Source organism: Nocardia halotolerans (assembly GCF_042650145.1).
Taxonomy (GTDB): domain Bacteria; phylum Actinomycetota; class Actinomycetes; order Mycobacteriales; family Mycobacteriaceae; genus Nocardia; species Nocardia halotolerans.
The window spans coordinates 446,173-459,366 of the sequence record NZ_JBHSDL010000014.1 but is presented as its reverse complement, the minus strand read 5'-3'; the positions used below and the strand labels follow the sequence as shown (position 1 = coordinate 459,366).

Annotated in this window: 14 protein-coding genes and 1 pseudogene; 10 read left to right on the top strand and 5 right to left on the bottom strand. The window is 69.8% G+C overall.

The window, feature by feature from the left end; translation table 11 throughout:
- Positions 1-10 precede the first annotated feature (10 nt).
- Positions 11-151, bottom strand: a complete 141-nt coding sequence (locus ACFO5K_RS12690) for a hypothetical protein (RefSeq protein WP_378560869.1) — start codon at positions 149-151, stop codon at positions 11-13.
- A 317-nt stretch (positions 152-468) separates the two neighbouring features.
- Here ACFO5K_RS12690 and ACFO5K_RS12685 point away from each other — a divergent pair, with 317 nt between their 5' ends.
- The 4 genes from ACFO5K_RS12685 (at position 469) to ACFO5K_RS12670 (ending at position 2,851) form a co-directional block, all read left to right on the top strand.
- Complete coding sequence (locus tag ACFO5K_RS12685; RefSeq protein ID WP_378560866.1) at positions 469-591, top strand: hypothetical protein; 123 nt, start codon at positions 469-471, stop codon at positions 589-591.
- A 109-nt stretch (positions 592-700) separates the two neighbouring features.
- Positions 701-1,903 carry an AAA family ATPase gene (locus tag ACFO5K_RS12680; protein WP_378560863.1) on the top strand — a complete coding sequence of 401 codons (1,203 nt, stop codon included), beginning with the start codon at positions 701-703 and terminating at the stop codon, positions 1,901-1,903.
- 24 nt (positions 1,904-1,927) lie between these two features.
- Positions 1,928-2,275 carry a hypothetical protein gene (locus tag ACFO5K_RS12675; protein WP_378560860.1) on the top strand — a complete coding sequence of 116 codons (348 nt, stop codon included), beginning with the start codon at positions 1,928-1,930 and terminating at the stop codon, positions 2,273-2,275.
- 57 nt (positions 2,276-2,332) lie between these two features.
- Positions 2,333-2,851 carry a GNAT family N-acetyltransferase gene (locus ACFO5K_RS12670; RefSeq protein WP_378560857.1) on the top strand — a complete coding sequence of 173 codons (519 nt, stop codon included), beginning with the start codon at positions 2,333-2,335 and terminating at the stop codon, positions 2,849-2,851.
- 3 nt (positions 2,852-2,854) lie between these two features.
- Here ACFO5K_RS12670 and ACFO5K_RS12665 read toward each other — a convergent pair whose 3' ends face one another.
- Positions 2,855-3,505, bottom strand: coding sequence for an amino acid-binding protein (locus tag ACFO5K_RS12665; RefSeq protein ID WP_378560854.1), 651 nt, complete (start codon positions 3,503-3,505; stop codon positions 2,855-2,857).
- A gap of 210 nt (positions 3,506-3,715) precedes the next feature.
- Between ACFO5K_RS12665 and gatC the strand changes: the two genes are divergently transcribed.
- Both gatC and gatA read left to right on the top strand, forming a co-directional pair.
- Positions 3,716-4,012 (top strand): Asp-tRNA(Asn)/Glu-tRNA(Gln) amidotransferase subunit GatC, encoded by a 297-nt coding sequence (gene gatC / locus ACFO5K_RS12660; RefSeq protein ID WP_067987962.1) that lies wholly within the window; start codon positions 3,716-3,718, stop codon positions 4,010-4,012.
- The gene (gene gatA, locus ACFO5K_RS12655; RefSeq protein ID WP_378560851.1) at positions 4,009-5,496 is read left to right on the top strand and encodes an Asp-tRNA(Asn)/Glu-tRNA(Gln) amidotransferase subunit GatA; all 1,488 of its coding nucleotides are present in this window, start codon (positions 4,009-4,011) and stop codon (positions 5,494-5,496) included. Before gatC ends, gatA begins: the two co-directional genes overlap by 4 nt.
- Before the next feature lie 54 nt (positions 5,497-5,550).
- Here the strand turns inward: gatA and ACFO5K_RS12650 are convergent, their stop codons facing one another.
- Positions 5,551-5,985: an SRPBCC family protein gene (locus ACFO5K_RS12650; protein ID WP_378560848.1), complete on the bottom strand. Its 435-nt coding sequence runs from the start codon at positions 5,983-5,985 to the stop codon at positions 5,551-5,553.
- 40 nt (positions 5,986-6,025) lie between these two features.
- Positions 6,026-6,781 carry a hypothetical protein gene (locus tag ACFO5K_RS12645; protein ID WP_378560845.1) on the bottom strand — a complete coding sequence of 252 codons (756 nt, stop codon included), beginning with the start codon at positions 6,779-6,781 and terminating at the stop codon, positions 6,026-6,028.
- Between the two features lie 166 nt (positions 6,782-6,947).
- Here ACFO5K_RS12645 and ACFO5K_RS12640 point away from each other — a divergent pair, with 166 nt between their 5' ends.
- Complete coding sequence (locus ACFO5K_RS12640; RefSeq protein ID WP_378560842.1) at positions 6,948-8,111, top strand: sensor histidine kinase; 1,164 nt, start codon at positions 6,948-6,950, stop codon at positions 8,109-8,111.
- A 9-nt stretch (positions 8,112-8,120) separates the two neighbouring features.
- Positions 8,121-8,786: a response regulator gene (locus tag ACFO5K_RS12635; RefSeq protein ID WP_378560839.1), complete on the top strand. Its 666-nt coding sequence runs from the start codon at positions 8,121-8,123 to the stop codon at positions 8,784-8,786.
- Between the two features lie 10 nt (positions 8,787-8,796).
- On the opposite strand, the gene ACFO5K_RS12630 is transcribed toward ACFO5K_RS12635, so the two are convergent.
- Positions 8,797-9,693, bottom strand: a complete 897-nt coding sequence (locus ACFO5K_RS12630) for a hypothetical protein (protein ID WP_378560836.1) — start codon at positions 9,691-9,693, stop codon at positions 8,797-8,799.
- 259 nt (positions 9,694-9,952) lie between these two features.
- Between ACFO5K_RS12630 and ACFO5K_RS12625 the strand changes: the two are divergent.
- Both ACFO5K_RS12625 and ACFO5K_RS12620 read left to right on the top strand, forming a co-directional pair.
- Positions 9,953-10,609, top strand: a pseudogene (locus ACFO5K_RS12625) (serine/threonine-protein kinase); the annotation flags it as partial.
- Between the two features lie 1,920 nt (positions 10,610-12,529).
- The gene (locus ACFO5K_RS12620) at positions 12,530-13,171 is read left to right on the top strand and encodes a hypothetical protein (protein WP_378563949.1); all 642 of its coding nucleotides are present in this window, start codon (positions 12,530-12,532) and stop codon (positions 13,169-13,171) included.
- Positions 13,172-13,194 lie beyond the last annotated feature (23 nt).

The window sequence follows — 13,194 nt, the reverse complement described above, 5'->3', positions numbered from 1 at the left end:
TCCATGCCGCTCAATTCGGCGTGACGGTCACCGTGTTCGCCACCTGCGTCCGGATATCGAACTGGGCACACCGCCCGTTGTAGATCTCCACCTGCCGGTGCGCCCGCTTCGAATCCCCCTCGATGTCGATCACCACCGTGGTCCCCGACATCGAGCACACCTTCGACACCGGCGCCTCCGTGTAACTGACGCTCCCGGCCCCCCTGGCATGAGTTCGTCGCGTTCCCCAGGAAAACCCGAGCCGTCCCGTCCGGACAGGGATCGGCCACCGCGCTCGGTGCCCCAAGCATCACCACCGGCACCGCCGCCCCGGCCGTGATCCCCGCAACGACCATCCCGCGCAACAACATCCGAACCGCCATGAAACGCCCTCCTCCTCGTCCACCCCGAACCCGCCGACCGACAACCCACCCGCGCCCAGCATGCTAGCCCCCACACCCCACCCCCTGCCGCCATCCGAACCATCACGTGAGCACACGGGAGCTCACCGAGGACGAGCTGACCCACCGTCTCCTCACCACTTACCGCCTCCTCAGGTCCCCGCGCACCCGAATCCGGCTCCTGGTCGTCGAGCAGCAGATGAGCACATGAGTAACTCATCGGGCACGGGCTGACCCCACCCCACCCGATCCGCCTGCCGCGTCCGTGACTCACTCCGCCCCTTAGTCTGGCCAAAAGTCGCGGAGAGGCGGACCAGCACATGTTGCGGAGTTTTCAGGTTGTCAATCATCGGTCGTTGGCCGAGGCGCAGCAGTTGCGGCTGACCAAGGGGGCCGGTGGGCCCTTGGCGGTGCCGGTGACGGCGGTGCACGGGGTGGCGGCGTCGGGGAAGACGAGTTTGATCGATGCGCTCGCCCAGATGCGGGACGCGGTGCTGAATTCGGTGAGTGGGTGGGATCCGTACGCGGGTCCGGTGCGACGCCCGCATCTCGGATTCGTCGACCGGCCCACCGAATTCGTGGCGGGGTTCGTCGCCGAGGGTGTGCCCTACACCTATGGGTTCCGCCTCGACAACGCCGATGTGATCGCGGAGTGGCTGTACACCCACCCGCGTTCGCGTAAGCGAATCGTGTTCGAGCGCAACGGTGATCAGGTGAAGATCGGCCCCATGTTCGAGGCCGCGCGTTACGGTGTGGCGGCCCTGGTGCCGTTGCTGCGGCCGAATGCGCTGCTGCTGAGCCTGGCCGGTCAGCTGTACGCCGAAGCGCTGGTGCCGGCCTACCGGTGGTTCGCGGCGAACCTGCGGGTGCAGCAGGGTGAGGTCGACGCCGATGCGCTGGCGCACGACCTCGGCAGCCACATCTCCCGCTCGACCGACAACGCGGCCCGCCTGCTGATGCTGCTGCGCACCGCCGACCTCGGTATCGAGGATCTGCTCGTCGCCGAGCACGACCCCATGTACGCCGACTACCTACGCGACCTCGATACCGAGATCGCCGCGCTGACCGCGCGACTCGACCAGGCGCAGGCGGACCGGATCCTGGTGGAACGCGAACTGAGCACCTTGCGCGCGGCCCGCGACACCCTGTACCGGCGCATGGTCGACCGGCGCGGGCCCGGGCTGAGCCTGGTGCACGAAGGCATCGGCACCCCGTTCGATCTGGCCGATGAGTCCACCGCGACCCGTTCACTGCTGCGGGTGCTGCCCGCGATGCTCGAGGCGCTCGACACCGGTCAGGTCCTCGCCGTCGACGATCTCGGTGCGGGACTGCCGGTGGAACAGACCGATCGCCTGGTGCAGTTGTTCCAGAACCCGGAGACCAATGCCCGTGGCGCGCAGCTGGTCTACACCACCGCCGATCGCGCGCTGATCGATCGGGGCAACGGGCGTTCGCAGCGCACCCGTTCGGCGGTGTGGCAGTTGCGCCGGGAGGGTGCGGTCAGTGCGCTCGTGCCGCTGTGACCGGGCCGGGCATAGCATGGGGGCATGCTGGAAGTGGTGATGGCGCTGGCGCTGGTGACGATGCTGGTGGTCACGATCGGTGCCGTCCTCGTCCGGCGCAGCGGGGGTCGTGGGGGCGCGAACCTCGAACACGGCACGCTGTATGTCACCGGGGTGAGCCCGCTGCCCGCGATGACCGGGGAGCACTACGTGACGATCACCGGCACCCTCACCGGGCCTTCGGTGACCGGCAAGGTGGTGTACCGCCGTTTCGCCTGGGACGCCGCGCTCTGGCCGTCGATCGGCGATCAGCTCGACGTGGTGTATCCACCGCACAACCCCGACCGGTGGGGCACCCAGCACCCGGGGTCGCGGCCCTACTTCGGTTCCTGAGCTCGGTCGGCTCGGGTGCGGCAGCGATCACATCCGCCCGGGTGCGATCATGCCCAGATGCACGGTAACGACCAGCCCCGCGAGACCGGCCTGCGGATCCGCACCGCCCGCCCGGGGGAATACGACGCCGTCGCCGCACTGACGGTGCAGGTGTACGTGGGTGACGGTTATGTCGGCGCCGACGAGGACTATGTGCGCGAACTCGGTGACACCGCGCGCCGGGCGGCCGCGGCCGAGGTTCTCGTCGCCGTCCACGACGGCACGGTGGTGGGTTCGCTCACCGTCGCCGGACCCGGCACGCCGTACGCGGAGATCGCCCGGCCCGGCGAACTGGAGTTCCGGATGCTGGCGGTGTCGAAGGATGCCCGCGGGCTCGGCGTGGGAACGGCGCTGGTGCGCGGTGTCGTCGACGAGGCGCGTGCGGGCGGTTACGAGGCGGTGGTGCTGACGACGATGGGCGCCATGGTGGACGCGCATCGCCTCTACGAGCGGTTGGGCTTCGTCACCGTGCCCGAACGCCGGTGGGCCACCGAGGACGGCCTGGCACTGTTCGTCATGCGGCTGGCGCTGCGCTGAGGTTCAGTTGAGCACCCCGGCGACGATGCCGGCGAGGTAGCCGAGCCGGGCGACCTCCGAGGGCCGGAAGTCCGGGCCGCCGGGGCGTCCGAGCAGCAGTGCCTTGCCGGAGTCGCCCAGGGGTGCCGCGGCGAGTTTGGTGTCCATGTCGCGCCAGATCTGGGGCACCCAGTCGGCTTCACCGTCGAGCCGGACCGGCTTCTCGATCGGCATCCAGGGGGCCGAACCCGCTTGCGTCTCAGGGGCGCTCGGGCTGCCGACCACACGGTAGGCGCCGGTCGCGCCGAGACCGATGATCGTGGACCAGCCCGCGCGCAGTACCCGTGGGACACCGTCGACGAGGACCTGCATCCGGTCGTCGCGCGCTCCGGCGACCTGGTCGATGAGTTCGAGTTCGCGGTGGGTGTCGAGCACCCCCGAATACGGGCGGATGGAGTCGACGCTCACATCGTGCACGGATTCGGCCGCGGTGATGAGGGTGTCGGGCAGTGCGCCGGTGGGCACCTCGACCACCAGATCGTCGACGGCGAAACCGGCGCCGCGTTCCACGACATCGAGCGAGAGAATGTCCGCGCCGACCCCGCCGAGAGCGAGTGCCAGGGAGCCGAGGCTTCCCGGTCGATCCGGAAGTTGCACGCGGAGCAGGTATGACACGTGCGTTCCTTTCCCTCAGGCGGCCGAGTCGAGCACAGGAGTTGTACCCGGTGGCGCAGGAGATACACCCCGCATGCTTGCGGGGGCATCGAGTCGGAGTTTAGCCGTTGTCCGCCGTCGCAGCCCGGTGATGCCCGGCCCGGACCGCGCCGGACGCGCTGACTAGGCTGTAGCCGCTACTTCCCATCCGAAGCCGAAAGGGGTCCCGCGGTGCCCGCAATCTCCCGCGACGAGGTCGCTCACCTCGCCCGGCTGTCCCGGTTGGCGTTGACCGACGCCGAACTCGACCAGTTCGCCGGTCAGCTGGATTCGATCCTCAGCCACGTGCGGACCATTACCGAGGTCGCCGCCGACGTCCCCGCCACCGCGTCGCCGAACCCGACGACCAATGTGACCAGGCCCGATGTGGTCGTGCCCGGTCTCACCCCCGAGCAGGCGCTGGACCAGGCGCCCGCTGTGGAGGAACAGCGTTTCCTGGTCCCACAGATTCTGGGAGAGGGCGAATGAGCGAGTTGACGCGGCTCTCGGCTGCGGAGCTGGCGAGCAAGATCCACGGCGGCGAGGTGTCCTCCACCGAGGTCACCCAGGCGCACCTGGACCGCATCGGCAAGGTCGACGGCGAACTCAACGCCTTCCTGCACATCGCGGCCGACGAAGCGCTGGCCGCGGCCGCCGTCGTCGACGCCGCGCTCGCGGTGGGCGAGACCCCGGCCTCGTCGCTGGCGGGAGTTCCGTTGGCGCTCAAGGACGTTTTCACCACCACCGACATGCCGACCACCTGTGCCTCGAAAATCCTCGAGGGCTGGATGTCGCCGTATGACGCCACGGTCACCTCGCGGCTGCGCGCCGCGGGCATCCCGATTCTGGGCAAGACCAACATGGACGAGTTCGCGATGGGTTCCTCCACCGAGAACTCCGCCTACGGCCCCACCCGTAACCCGTGGGACACCACCCGCATCCCGGGTGGTTCCGGCGGTGGTTCGGCGGCGGCGCTGGCCTCGTTCCAGGCGCCGCTGGCGATCGGCACCGACACCGGTGGTTCGATCCGGCAGCCCGCCGCGGTCACCGCGACGGTCGGCGTGAAGCCCACCTACGGCACCGTGTCCCGGTACGGCCTCGTCGCGTGCGCGTCGTCGCTGGATCAGGGTGGTCCGTGCGGTCGCACCGTGCTCGACACCGCGTTGCTGCACGAGGTCATCGCCGGTCACGACCCGCGTGACTCCACCTCCCGCAAGGTGCCGGTGGCGCCGGTGGTCGAAGCCGCCAAGCAGGGCGCCAACGGTGACCTGGCCGGCGTGCGAATCGGTGTGGTGCGCGAATTGCATTCCGACAGTTACCAGCCCGGTGTGCTCGCTTCCTTCGACGCCGCCGTGGCGGTGCTGAAGGAACTGGGGGCCGAGGTGATCGAGGTGTCGTGCCCGAGCTTCGAGTACGCGCTGTCCTCGTACTACCTCGTGATGCCCTCGGAGGTGTCGTCGAACCTGGCGCGCTTCGATGCCATGCGCTACGGCCTGCGCGCCGGTGACGACGGCAGCCACAGCGCCGACCAGGTGATGTCGCTGACCCGCGAGGCCGGTTTCGGCCCGGAGGTCAAGCGCCGCATCATGATCGGCACCTATGCGCTCTCGGCCGGTTACTACGACGCCTACTACGGGCAGGCCCTCAAGGTCCGCACGATGATCGCGCGCGACTTCGACGCCGCCTACGAGCAGGTCGATGTGCTGGTCTCGCCGACCAGCCCGTTCACCCCGTGGAAACTGGGTGAGAAGGTCGACGACCCGCTGGCCATGTACCTGTCGGACCTGTGCACCCTGCCCACCAACCTGGCGGGCCACCCCGGCATGTCGGTGCCCTCGGGGCTCTCGGCCGACGACAATCTGCCGGTGGGTCTGCAGATCATGGCACCGGCCCTGGCCGACGACCGCCTGTACCGGGTCGGCGCGGCCTACGAGGTGGCGCGCGGTGCGCTGCCGCTGCCCGGCACCGACTGAGAATGTCACCGGCGGGGTGTGCCGGGTTCGAAAGGACCTGGCACACCCCGTTTCTCAGTGTGAGGTGGCGCGCTGGGCCACGCCCGCCGTCATCGCGCCGAAGCCGGCCCGCAGGTGCTTGCCCAGGGCCAGCGTCACCACGGGGCTGAGCCAGCCCGCGAGGGTGAACCTCGACTCGTATCGGCTGCGGTTCGGTCCCAGCGGTACCACGGTGTGCGAGCGCAGACTGTGCAGTGCGCCCAGTGGCACCGGCTTCATCGCGTAACTGAACTCGGTGCCCTCGGTGTGGCTGCGGATCCATTCGCGCTGGGCCCGGCGGTTGCCACCGAGGTTCACCTGCATGTCGATCGGATCGCCCGGGCGCAGGGTGCTCGCCGCCTCGACGCAGAAGGTGTTCCATTCGCCGTAGCGCTCGAAATCGGTGAGCACCTGCCACACCTCTGCGGCGGGCGCGTCGATTTCGATGGTCTCGTCGATGACTAGTGACATGGGTGCAAGTTAGGACATGTTCTAGTTTTCGGCAACCCGCTCAGGCCGGCTTGCGGCGGCGTTTGCGCAGCGCGTCGATGATCACCGCGCACGCCGCGGTCACCGCGAACAACCCCAGCGCTGTCCGGGCCAGCGGCCACAGATTCGGCTGATCGGCCGGGTGGGTCTGGGCGAAAACGTTCTCCACCACCGGGGCGCCGTACTCCTGCCTGCGCGAATTCACGTCCACCGCGGTGAAGGCGATGTCGGCCATCACCCCGCAGCGGGCCCGGGAGAACTCGTCGTCGCGTCGCTCGCAGGCGGCGTGGATGCGCCGGTTCAGCGCGGCATCGACCGAGCGCCGCGCCCACGCACCCAGCGGTTCGTCGACCCGCTCGGCGTAGCGCAGCATGTCATAGCCCAGGTCGTGGGCTTTGCACGCCGGACCGAACTCGGCGGGCAGCGACACCGGCGAGGAACAGTCGCCGTGCGGATTCACCAGCATGCCGTGCTGCTGGGCCGGGTCGTAGCCGAACTTGTAGCCGAAATCGCGCGGGATCAGCGAGGGCGCGTCGAGGGTGTCATCGGTGAGCGCGCGCACCGCCGCGGCGGCCACGGCGTTCTCGGTGCCCCCAGGGGTGGTGCCCATCGCACCGGGCGCCGACATGACGACCGCCGCGGCCATGGCCAACCCGGCCGTGCACAGCGCGACACCACTGCGGCGGCGGTGCGGAACTTCGGCGGGAACGGGGGAGGCGGCGGAAACTGCGGTACGGACGCGCGCGGCGGCGGGTACCGGGCGAAGCGGGGTGTTCATGGCCTCCGACGGTAAGGAGCGGGTCGTGCGGCGGGCATCCCGCTGCGGACCGGTTTCTCGGGGCGCGCGGGTGGTGGCCCGACGCCGGGGTCACACCAGGGTAGGGGGTCGCGATTGGCCCGTGGGTATGAGGTCCGTCGACGCCGCGGTTCGTAGGCTCACCGGTATGACCGCACAACTGCGCCCCGCCGCTCGCCGCATCGATGGGCGCACCTGGTTCGACTTGGCAACAGTGCTGGTCGCGCTGATTTTGTACAGCATCGCCTGGCCCACGCTGTTCGTCACCCACGAGGTGCCTGCCGCCCTGGCTCCGCTGATCTCGGCCTTCGCCGCGTTCCCGATCCTGTTCGTCCGGACCAACCCGGCACTGGGGTGGGCGATCTCCGCGGGTTCGGCCCTGCTGATCGCGTTGGGCGTGGCACCGTCGGCGGGCAACGACCTGCCGTTCCAGGTGGTGCACGTCATCGTGCTGTTCGTGCTGCTGTTCGCGGTGGCGGTGCGGGCCTCGGTGCCGATCGTGGTCGTCACCTGGGCGGCCACCTCGATGCTGTTCGCCACCACCATGCCCGGCTCGGCCGACGGGCCGCTGTGGGGCTGGCCCATCGGCTTCGGCGCCCTGGCACTGTTCGGTTACCTGCTGCGCACCGTGGTCGCCTCGCGCCGCCAACTCGAACACCAGGAGGAGGCGACCGAACTCGAACGCGCGCGCAGGGCGATCCTCGAGGAGAAGGCGCGCATCGCCCGTGACCTGCACGATGTGGTCGCCCATCACATGTCGATGGTGGTCGTGCAGGCCCAGACCGCCCCCTACCGGATCACCGACCTGGACCCGGCGGCGCGCACCGAATTCGACTCCATCGGTGCCACGGCCCGCACCGCGCTCAACGAGATCCGCGGGCTGCTCGGGGTGTTGCGCAGCGACGGACAGTTACCCGAACACGCGCCGCAACCCCGCGCGGCCGATGTCCCCGACCTCTGCGCGTCGGCGGCGCGCGCGGGGCTGCCGGTCGAATGGACGGTGGACGGTGAACTGAGCAGCGTGCCCGAGACCACGGGGCTGGTGGTGTACCGCGTGGTGCAGGAGTCGATGGCCAACTGTGCCCGGCACGCGCCCGGCGCGCCGGTGCGGGTGGAAGTCGTCGTCGCTACGGGGCTGGTGACGGTGCGCGTGCACAACGGCGCCTCGGCCACGCCCGGGCGTCCGGGAGCCGGCGGCGGACACGGGATCGACGGCATGCGCACCCGGGTCGCGGCCGTCGGCGGCGAACTGCGTGCGGCACCCGACTCGACCGGCGGATTCGAGGTCTCGGCCAAACTACCCACCCCGTAAGGTGGTTGGGTGGCTATTACCGTATTGATCGCCGACGACCAGGCGATGGTGCGCCAGGGTTTCGGAGCGCTGCTGGGCGCGCAACCCGACATCAGCGTCGTCGGCGACGCGGCCGACGGCAAGATCGCCGTCGCCGAAGCCAAACGGCTCCGTCCCGACGTCGTCCTGATGGACGTGCGGATGCCGCAGATGAACGGTCTCGACGCCGCCCGCGCCATCCTGGACGCGCGGTTCGAGCCGCCGGTGCGGGTGCTCATGCTCACCACCTTCGACATCGACGACTACGTCTACGAGGCGCTGAGCCTCGGCGCGAGCGGGTTCCTGCTCAAGGACGCGCCCGCCGAAGAACTGGTGCGAGCGGTGCGCGTGGTCGCCGACGGGGAAGCGCTGCTGGCGCCGACCATCACGCGCCGGCTGATCGCCGACGTCACCCGCCGGCGCAACACCGTGCGCGCCCCCGCCGCCCCCGCGTTGACCTCGCTGACACCACGCGAACGCGAAGTGCTGGAACTGGTCGCCAAGGGCCTGTCGAACACCGAGATCGCGACCTCGCTGTTCGTCGCCGAACAAACCGTGAAAACCCACGTCTCCAAAGTCTTTTCGAAGCTGGGTCTGCGTGACCGGGCGCAAGCGGTGGTGCTGGCGTATGAATCGGGCCTGGTCGTTCCCGGCTGAGCCGGCGCGCTCAGCGCGGGCAGACACCGCCGCTCAGTTCCGGCAGGTGCTCGGCCAGCAGCCGCGCCAACCGGTCCAGCAGCGCGGTGGTGTCGGCGAAGGAGCCCGAATCCGCCTGTGCGGCAAGGGCGACCGCAAGCTGACCGTTACCGACCGGCACCAACCCGAACTGGCGCACCGTGTACACCCCGGTCTCGTCGTCGGGGCCCCAGCCGCCCTTGAACTCGGTGCCGTCGAGCAGGCCCAGACCCCACCCCTGTTCGGGGGTGATCTCGCCCATCAACCGGATGACGGTCTCCGACTGCGGCAGGCACGGCAGCCGCGACGCGAAACGCACCTGGTTGACCAGCGACCACTCGGTGCTGCCGAACGAGGTGTCGTCCATCTGGGTGCGGGGACCGACTCCGTCGCTGGCCAGCGTCCCGGCCTCGTCGAGCACATGCTGCACCGCGTCGGCGGCTTCGTGACCGTCGCCGAGAGACTCCCACAGCTCGGCGGCGGCGTCGTTGTCCGACACCGTGATCGCGGCCCGCGCCATCTCGAAGATCGACTGATCCTGATCGTGGCGCAACGCGGCGACCGCGAGCGGGACCTTGATGGTGGACCAGGCGATGCCGGTGGTCCAATCGCCGAAGACCGTCGCCCGGTCACCGCCGACCGGCATCAACGCCATGCCCACCTGACCGGGCAGCGCGGCCTGCAACTGGGTGAACTCCGCGGCCAGCGAATCGGGCAACACGATCGACATCCCGCGATGCCAGTCCTCGATACTGTTCACTTCCACGACCGGCGCGGTGACCGGGGCCGGGTTGCCCGACACGGCACACGAGGTGGACACCACCGCCGACACCAGCAACACACCTTGCAGCAGCCTGTGACAGGCGGCCGCCCTTCCGGTCGACTTCACCGTGGAATCCTCCCCACCGCCGGTTGCGCATACGCGCCCTGCTCCGGCGGTGCAAACTTCTCGTCGAGCGCGTCCGGACGATACCGGACGTGTGCCAACAAGTTTCGCCGATCGACGGCGAGAATCCGAATGAACGTGGTCACACGTGCGCGGGACGGCCGAGGCGGTCCGGCGAGGGTGCTGAGAGGGGATCGCCGTGCACGACATCGGTGAGGTGTTCGCCGGGTTCACCATCGAGCGAACGCTCGGTCAAGGTGGTATGGGCACGGTGTTCCTGGCGCGCCACCCGCGCCTGGACCGGTTGACCGCGCTCAAGCTGCTCAACCCGGATCTGTTCGCCGACGGGCGGATTCGCGCCCGGTTCGAACGCGAGGCCGACCTCGCCGCCGGACTCGACCACCCCGGCATCGTCACCGTCTACGACCGCGGTACCGAAGGCGAGCAGCTGTGGATCAGCATGCAGTACGTCGACGGAATCGACGCCGCCACAGTCGATCCGCTGACGCTGCCGCCCGAACGCGCGGTGCAGATCGTCGAAGGGGTCGCCGACGCACTGGATTACGCGCACGGCTGTGGTGTGCTGCACCGGGATGTGAAGCCCGCCAACATCTTGCTGGCGCGCTCCAGCGGCGGCCAGGGCGAGCGGGTGTTCCTCACCGACTTCGGTATCGCCCGCCTGCGCGCCGACTCCACCCACCTCACCCAGCAGGGCATGTTCACCGCCACCCTGGCCTACGCCTCACCCGAACAGATGACCGGCTCCGAACTAGACCACCGCTCCGACCAGTACTCGCTGGCGTGCTCGCTGTACTGGCTGCTCACCGGCATCGCCCCCTTCGACTCACCCGACCCGAACGAGATCATCCGCGGCACCCTCTACCTGGCCCCGCCACCGCTGGCCGTGCGCCGCCCCGGCCTGCCCGCCGCCCTGGACGCCGTCCTGTCCGCCGCGATGGCGAAACACCCAGCGGCCCGCTTCGATTCGTGCACCACCTTCGCCAAAGCCGCCCGCCAAGCCCTCACCTCCACCACCCCACCCAACCTCCCGCGCCCACCCGCCTACGCCCCCGCACCACCCACCCACCCTCCGGTAGGGCCGCCCCCCGCCTACCCACCGAACCCTGCGGCACCCGCCGCCTACCCACCTGGTCAGCGGGCTCCATACCCACCGAACCCCGCGCAACCGCGGTCTCCGGGATACCCACCGAACCCCGCGCAACCGCAGTCACCGGGCTACCCACCGAACTTCGGCCGGCCGTCAGCAGCGACACCGGGTTATCCCCCGAACCCTGGTCAATCGGCAGTGGTGCCACCGGGCTATCCGCCGAACTCGGGGCCGCCGGCAGTGCTGCCACCGGGTTATCCGCCCAATGCCGGTCAACCGGTGTCACCACCGTCCTCGAGCCATGCGCCGAATCCCGCCCAGCCCTCAGCGGAGGCGCCGAATTCTGGTCAGCCTGTTGTGGCGCGAGACGCTGGCCAGCCTCCTGCGTCGCCGAACGCGGGTGAGTCTGCTGTGGCGCCGAATCCCGGCCAACCCTTTGCGTCGCCCAACCCCGGTCGGCCTCATGCGGCGCCGAATCCTGGTTATCCGTCCAGTGCCGATCAGCCGTCGGATGTGGGTCAGTTGCCTGGTGCGTCGGCATGTCAGCCGCCGGATCAAGGTAGTCCTGCCCACGCTCGTGCCGGTGTGGCCGACACAGCCACCACCGAGGATTCCGAGGGGGCGACCGCTGGTACAGCCGGGGGTGGTGAGGTTTCCAGCACCGCGGCGACGGACGTGGTGGCGGTCGCGGATACGGACCGTCCGGGCTCGGACCACGCGGCGGCACCCGCCGAGGCGAGTGCGGTCGCCGCGGGACCGCGAGACCGTCGGCTCGGTCCTGAAGTCGAAACAGATGTGTTCGGGGCCGAAGGGGTCGGCGTCGGCGCGGCGACTGGTGCCGATGAACCAGCGGCGACCGGACGTGCCCCTGCGGACGACGCAGCCGTGAGGCCGGATCCAGGCAATGTTGCACCGGGCGAGGCTGCGATCGGCCGCAGTTCGGATTCTGTGCCTGCGTCGGGGGTCGGGTCCGCTTCGGGTTCTGTGTCCGGCTCCGGGATGGCGTCTGTCTCGGGTTCTGTGTCTGGCTCGGGACTCACGCCCGCCCCGGGTTCTGTGTCTGCGTCGGGGGTCGAGTCGGCTTCGGGTTCTGCGTCTGGGTCGATGGTCGAGTCGGCCTCCGGTTCCTTGTCTGGCTCGGAGGCGGCGCTTGCTTCGGGTTCTGTGCCTGACTCTGGGCTTCCGTCCGCTTCTGCGTCTCCCTCAGGACTGACGACCGCCACACGTTCTGCGTCTGGTTCGGAGGTCGCGTCTGCGTCGGGCTCCTCGACCGCTTCAGCACCGGCCGCCGCTTCAGCACCCGCCTCGGCCTCAGCACCCGCATCCGCTTCGGAATCTGCGCCCCGTGCGGAATCTCCGCCCGCTTCGGCACCTCCGCCCGCTTCGGAATCTGCGCCCCGTGCGGGATCTCCGCCCGCTTCGGCACCTCCGCCCGCTTCGGAATCTGCGTCCGGTGCGGGATCAGCGCCGGCTCCGGGATCTGCGCCCGGTGCTGGACCTGGACCCGTGCAGCAGGTGGCGGTCTCCGGGGCTGCTCCGGCGGCCTACGGCGGGCAGCACCCCGTGGTAGCGGGCTCAGAGACCGGGGGCATGCCCCGGTTGCCGCGCGGGGGAGTGCCCGGGGAGCCGGGCCGGGGAGGACCGGTCGGGCCGGGGGTGCCGCAGCAACCGTGGGCGGGTCCGCAGCGACCAGTTCCTCGGCGGGCGTCGGGATTGCAGCGGTTCGGGTGGGTGGTCTTGGCGGCGCTGGTGGTGGCGTTGTCGGTGATCTTGGTGGCGCTCGTTGTCGTGGTGCTGCCCGATGACGATGCGGACGAGGCGGCCGGATCGGTGACGACATCGTCGAACGTGGTGACGACGGCGGGAAATTCGTTCACGAAGAGCAGGCGGGTGTTTCCCACGCTGGTTCCGCAGGGCGTCGCCGCGGAGGGCACCGGGTATGGCGGAGCGGAGTGTGTGGCGGTGCGGATGACCAGTGATCTGGCGTGGAAAGAGCCTGCACTGCAATGGAACCCGATCACGGCGGGCTGGCAGTGCGCGGAGGGTGCGAACAGTTCCGCGCCGGTCACCTACCTGGTGCTGGAGTACGCGAACGCCGCACAGGTGCGATCGGTGGTGGAGGCGATGCCCGCCGCGGTGCGCTACGACAGCGACAAGGACGACGTGCCGGTGACCGTGCGCCGCTGGGTGGTTCCGGATCCGGCGAGCAGCCGGGTGCACACCGCCCACCAGGTGCTGACCTTCCCCGGCAACTCCGACCGGGCCGACTACCTTGTCGCGGTGAGCCGCCGGGGTAGCAGCGGTACCGGTGGCGCGCCTCGCCCGTCCGCCCAGGACCAGGTCGTGGCGTGGTGGGAAGAGGTCGAGCTCTGAGCAGGGGTGCGGTTCCGGGGAAC

Excerpts from the sequence above, each read along its gene's own strand:
- ACFO5K_RS12650 (WP_378560848.1), bottom strand. The coding sequence starts at position 5,985 with ATGTCACTAGTCATCGACGAGACCATCGAAATCGACGCGCCCGCCGCA.
- ACFO5K_RS12645 (WP_378560845.1), bottom strand. The coding sequence starts at position 6,781 with ATGAACACCCCGCTTCGCCCGGTACCCGCCGCCGCGCGCGTCCGTACC.
- ACFO5K_RS12675 (WP_378560860.1), top strand. The coding sequence starts at position 1,928 with ATGCTGGAAGTGGTGATGGCGCTGGCGCTGGTGACGATGCTGGTGGTC.
- ACFO5K_RS12680 (WP_378560863.1), top strand. The coding sequence starts at position 701 with ATGTTGCGGAGTTTTCAGGTTGTCAATCATCGGTCGTTGGCCGAGGCG.
- ACFO5K_RS12670 (WP_378560857.1), top strand. The coding sequence starts at position 2,333 with ATGCACGGTAACGACCAGCCCCGCGAGACCGGCCTGCGGATCCGCACC.
- gatA (WP_378560851.1), top strand. The coding sequence starts at position 4,009 with ATGAGCGAGTTGACGCGGCTCTCGGCTGCGGAGCTGGCGAGCAAGATC.
- ACFO5K_RS12640 (WP_378560842.1), top strand. The coding sequence starts at position 6,948 with ATGACCGCACAACTGCGCCCCGCCGCTCGCCGCATCGATGGGCGCACC.
- ACFO5K_RS12690 (WP_378560869.1), bottom strand. The coding sequence starts at position 151 with ATGTCGGGGACCACGGTGGTGATCGACATCGAGGGGGATTCGAAGCGG.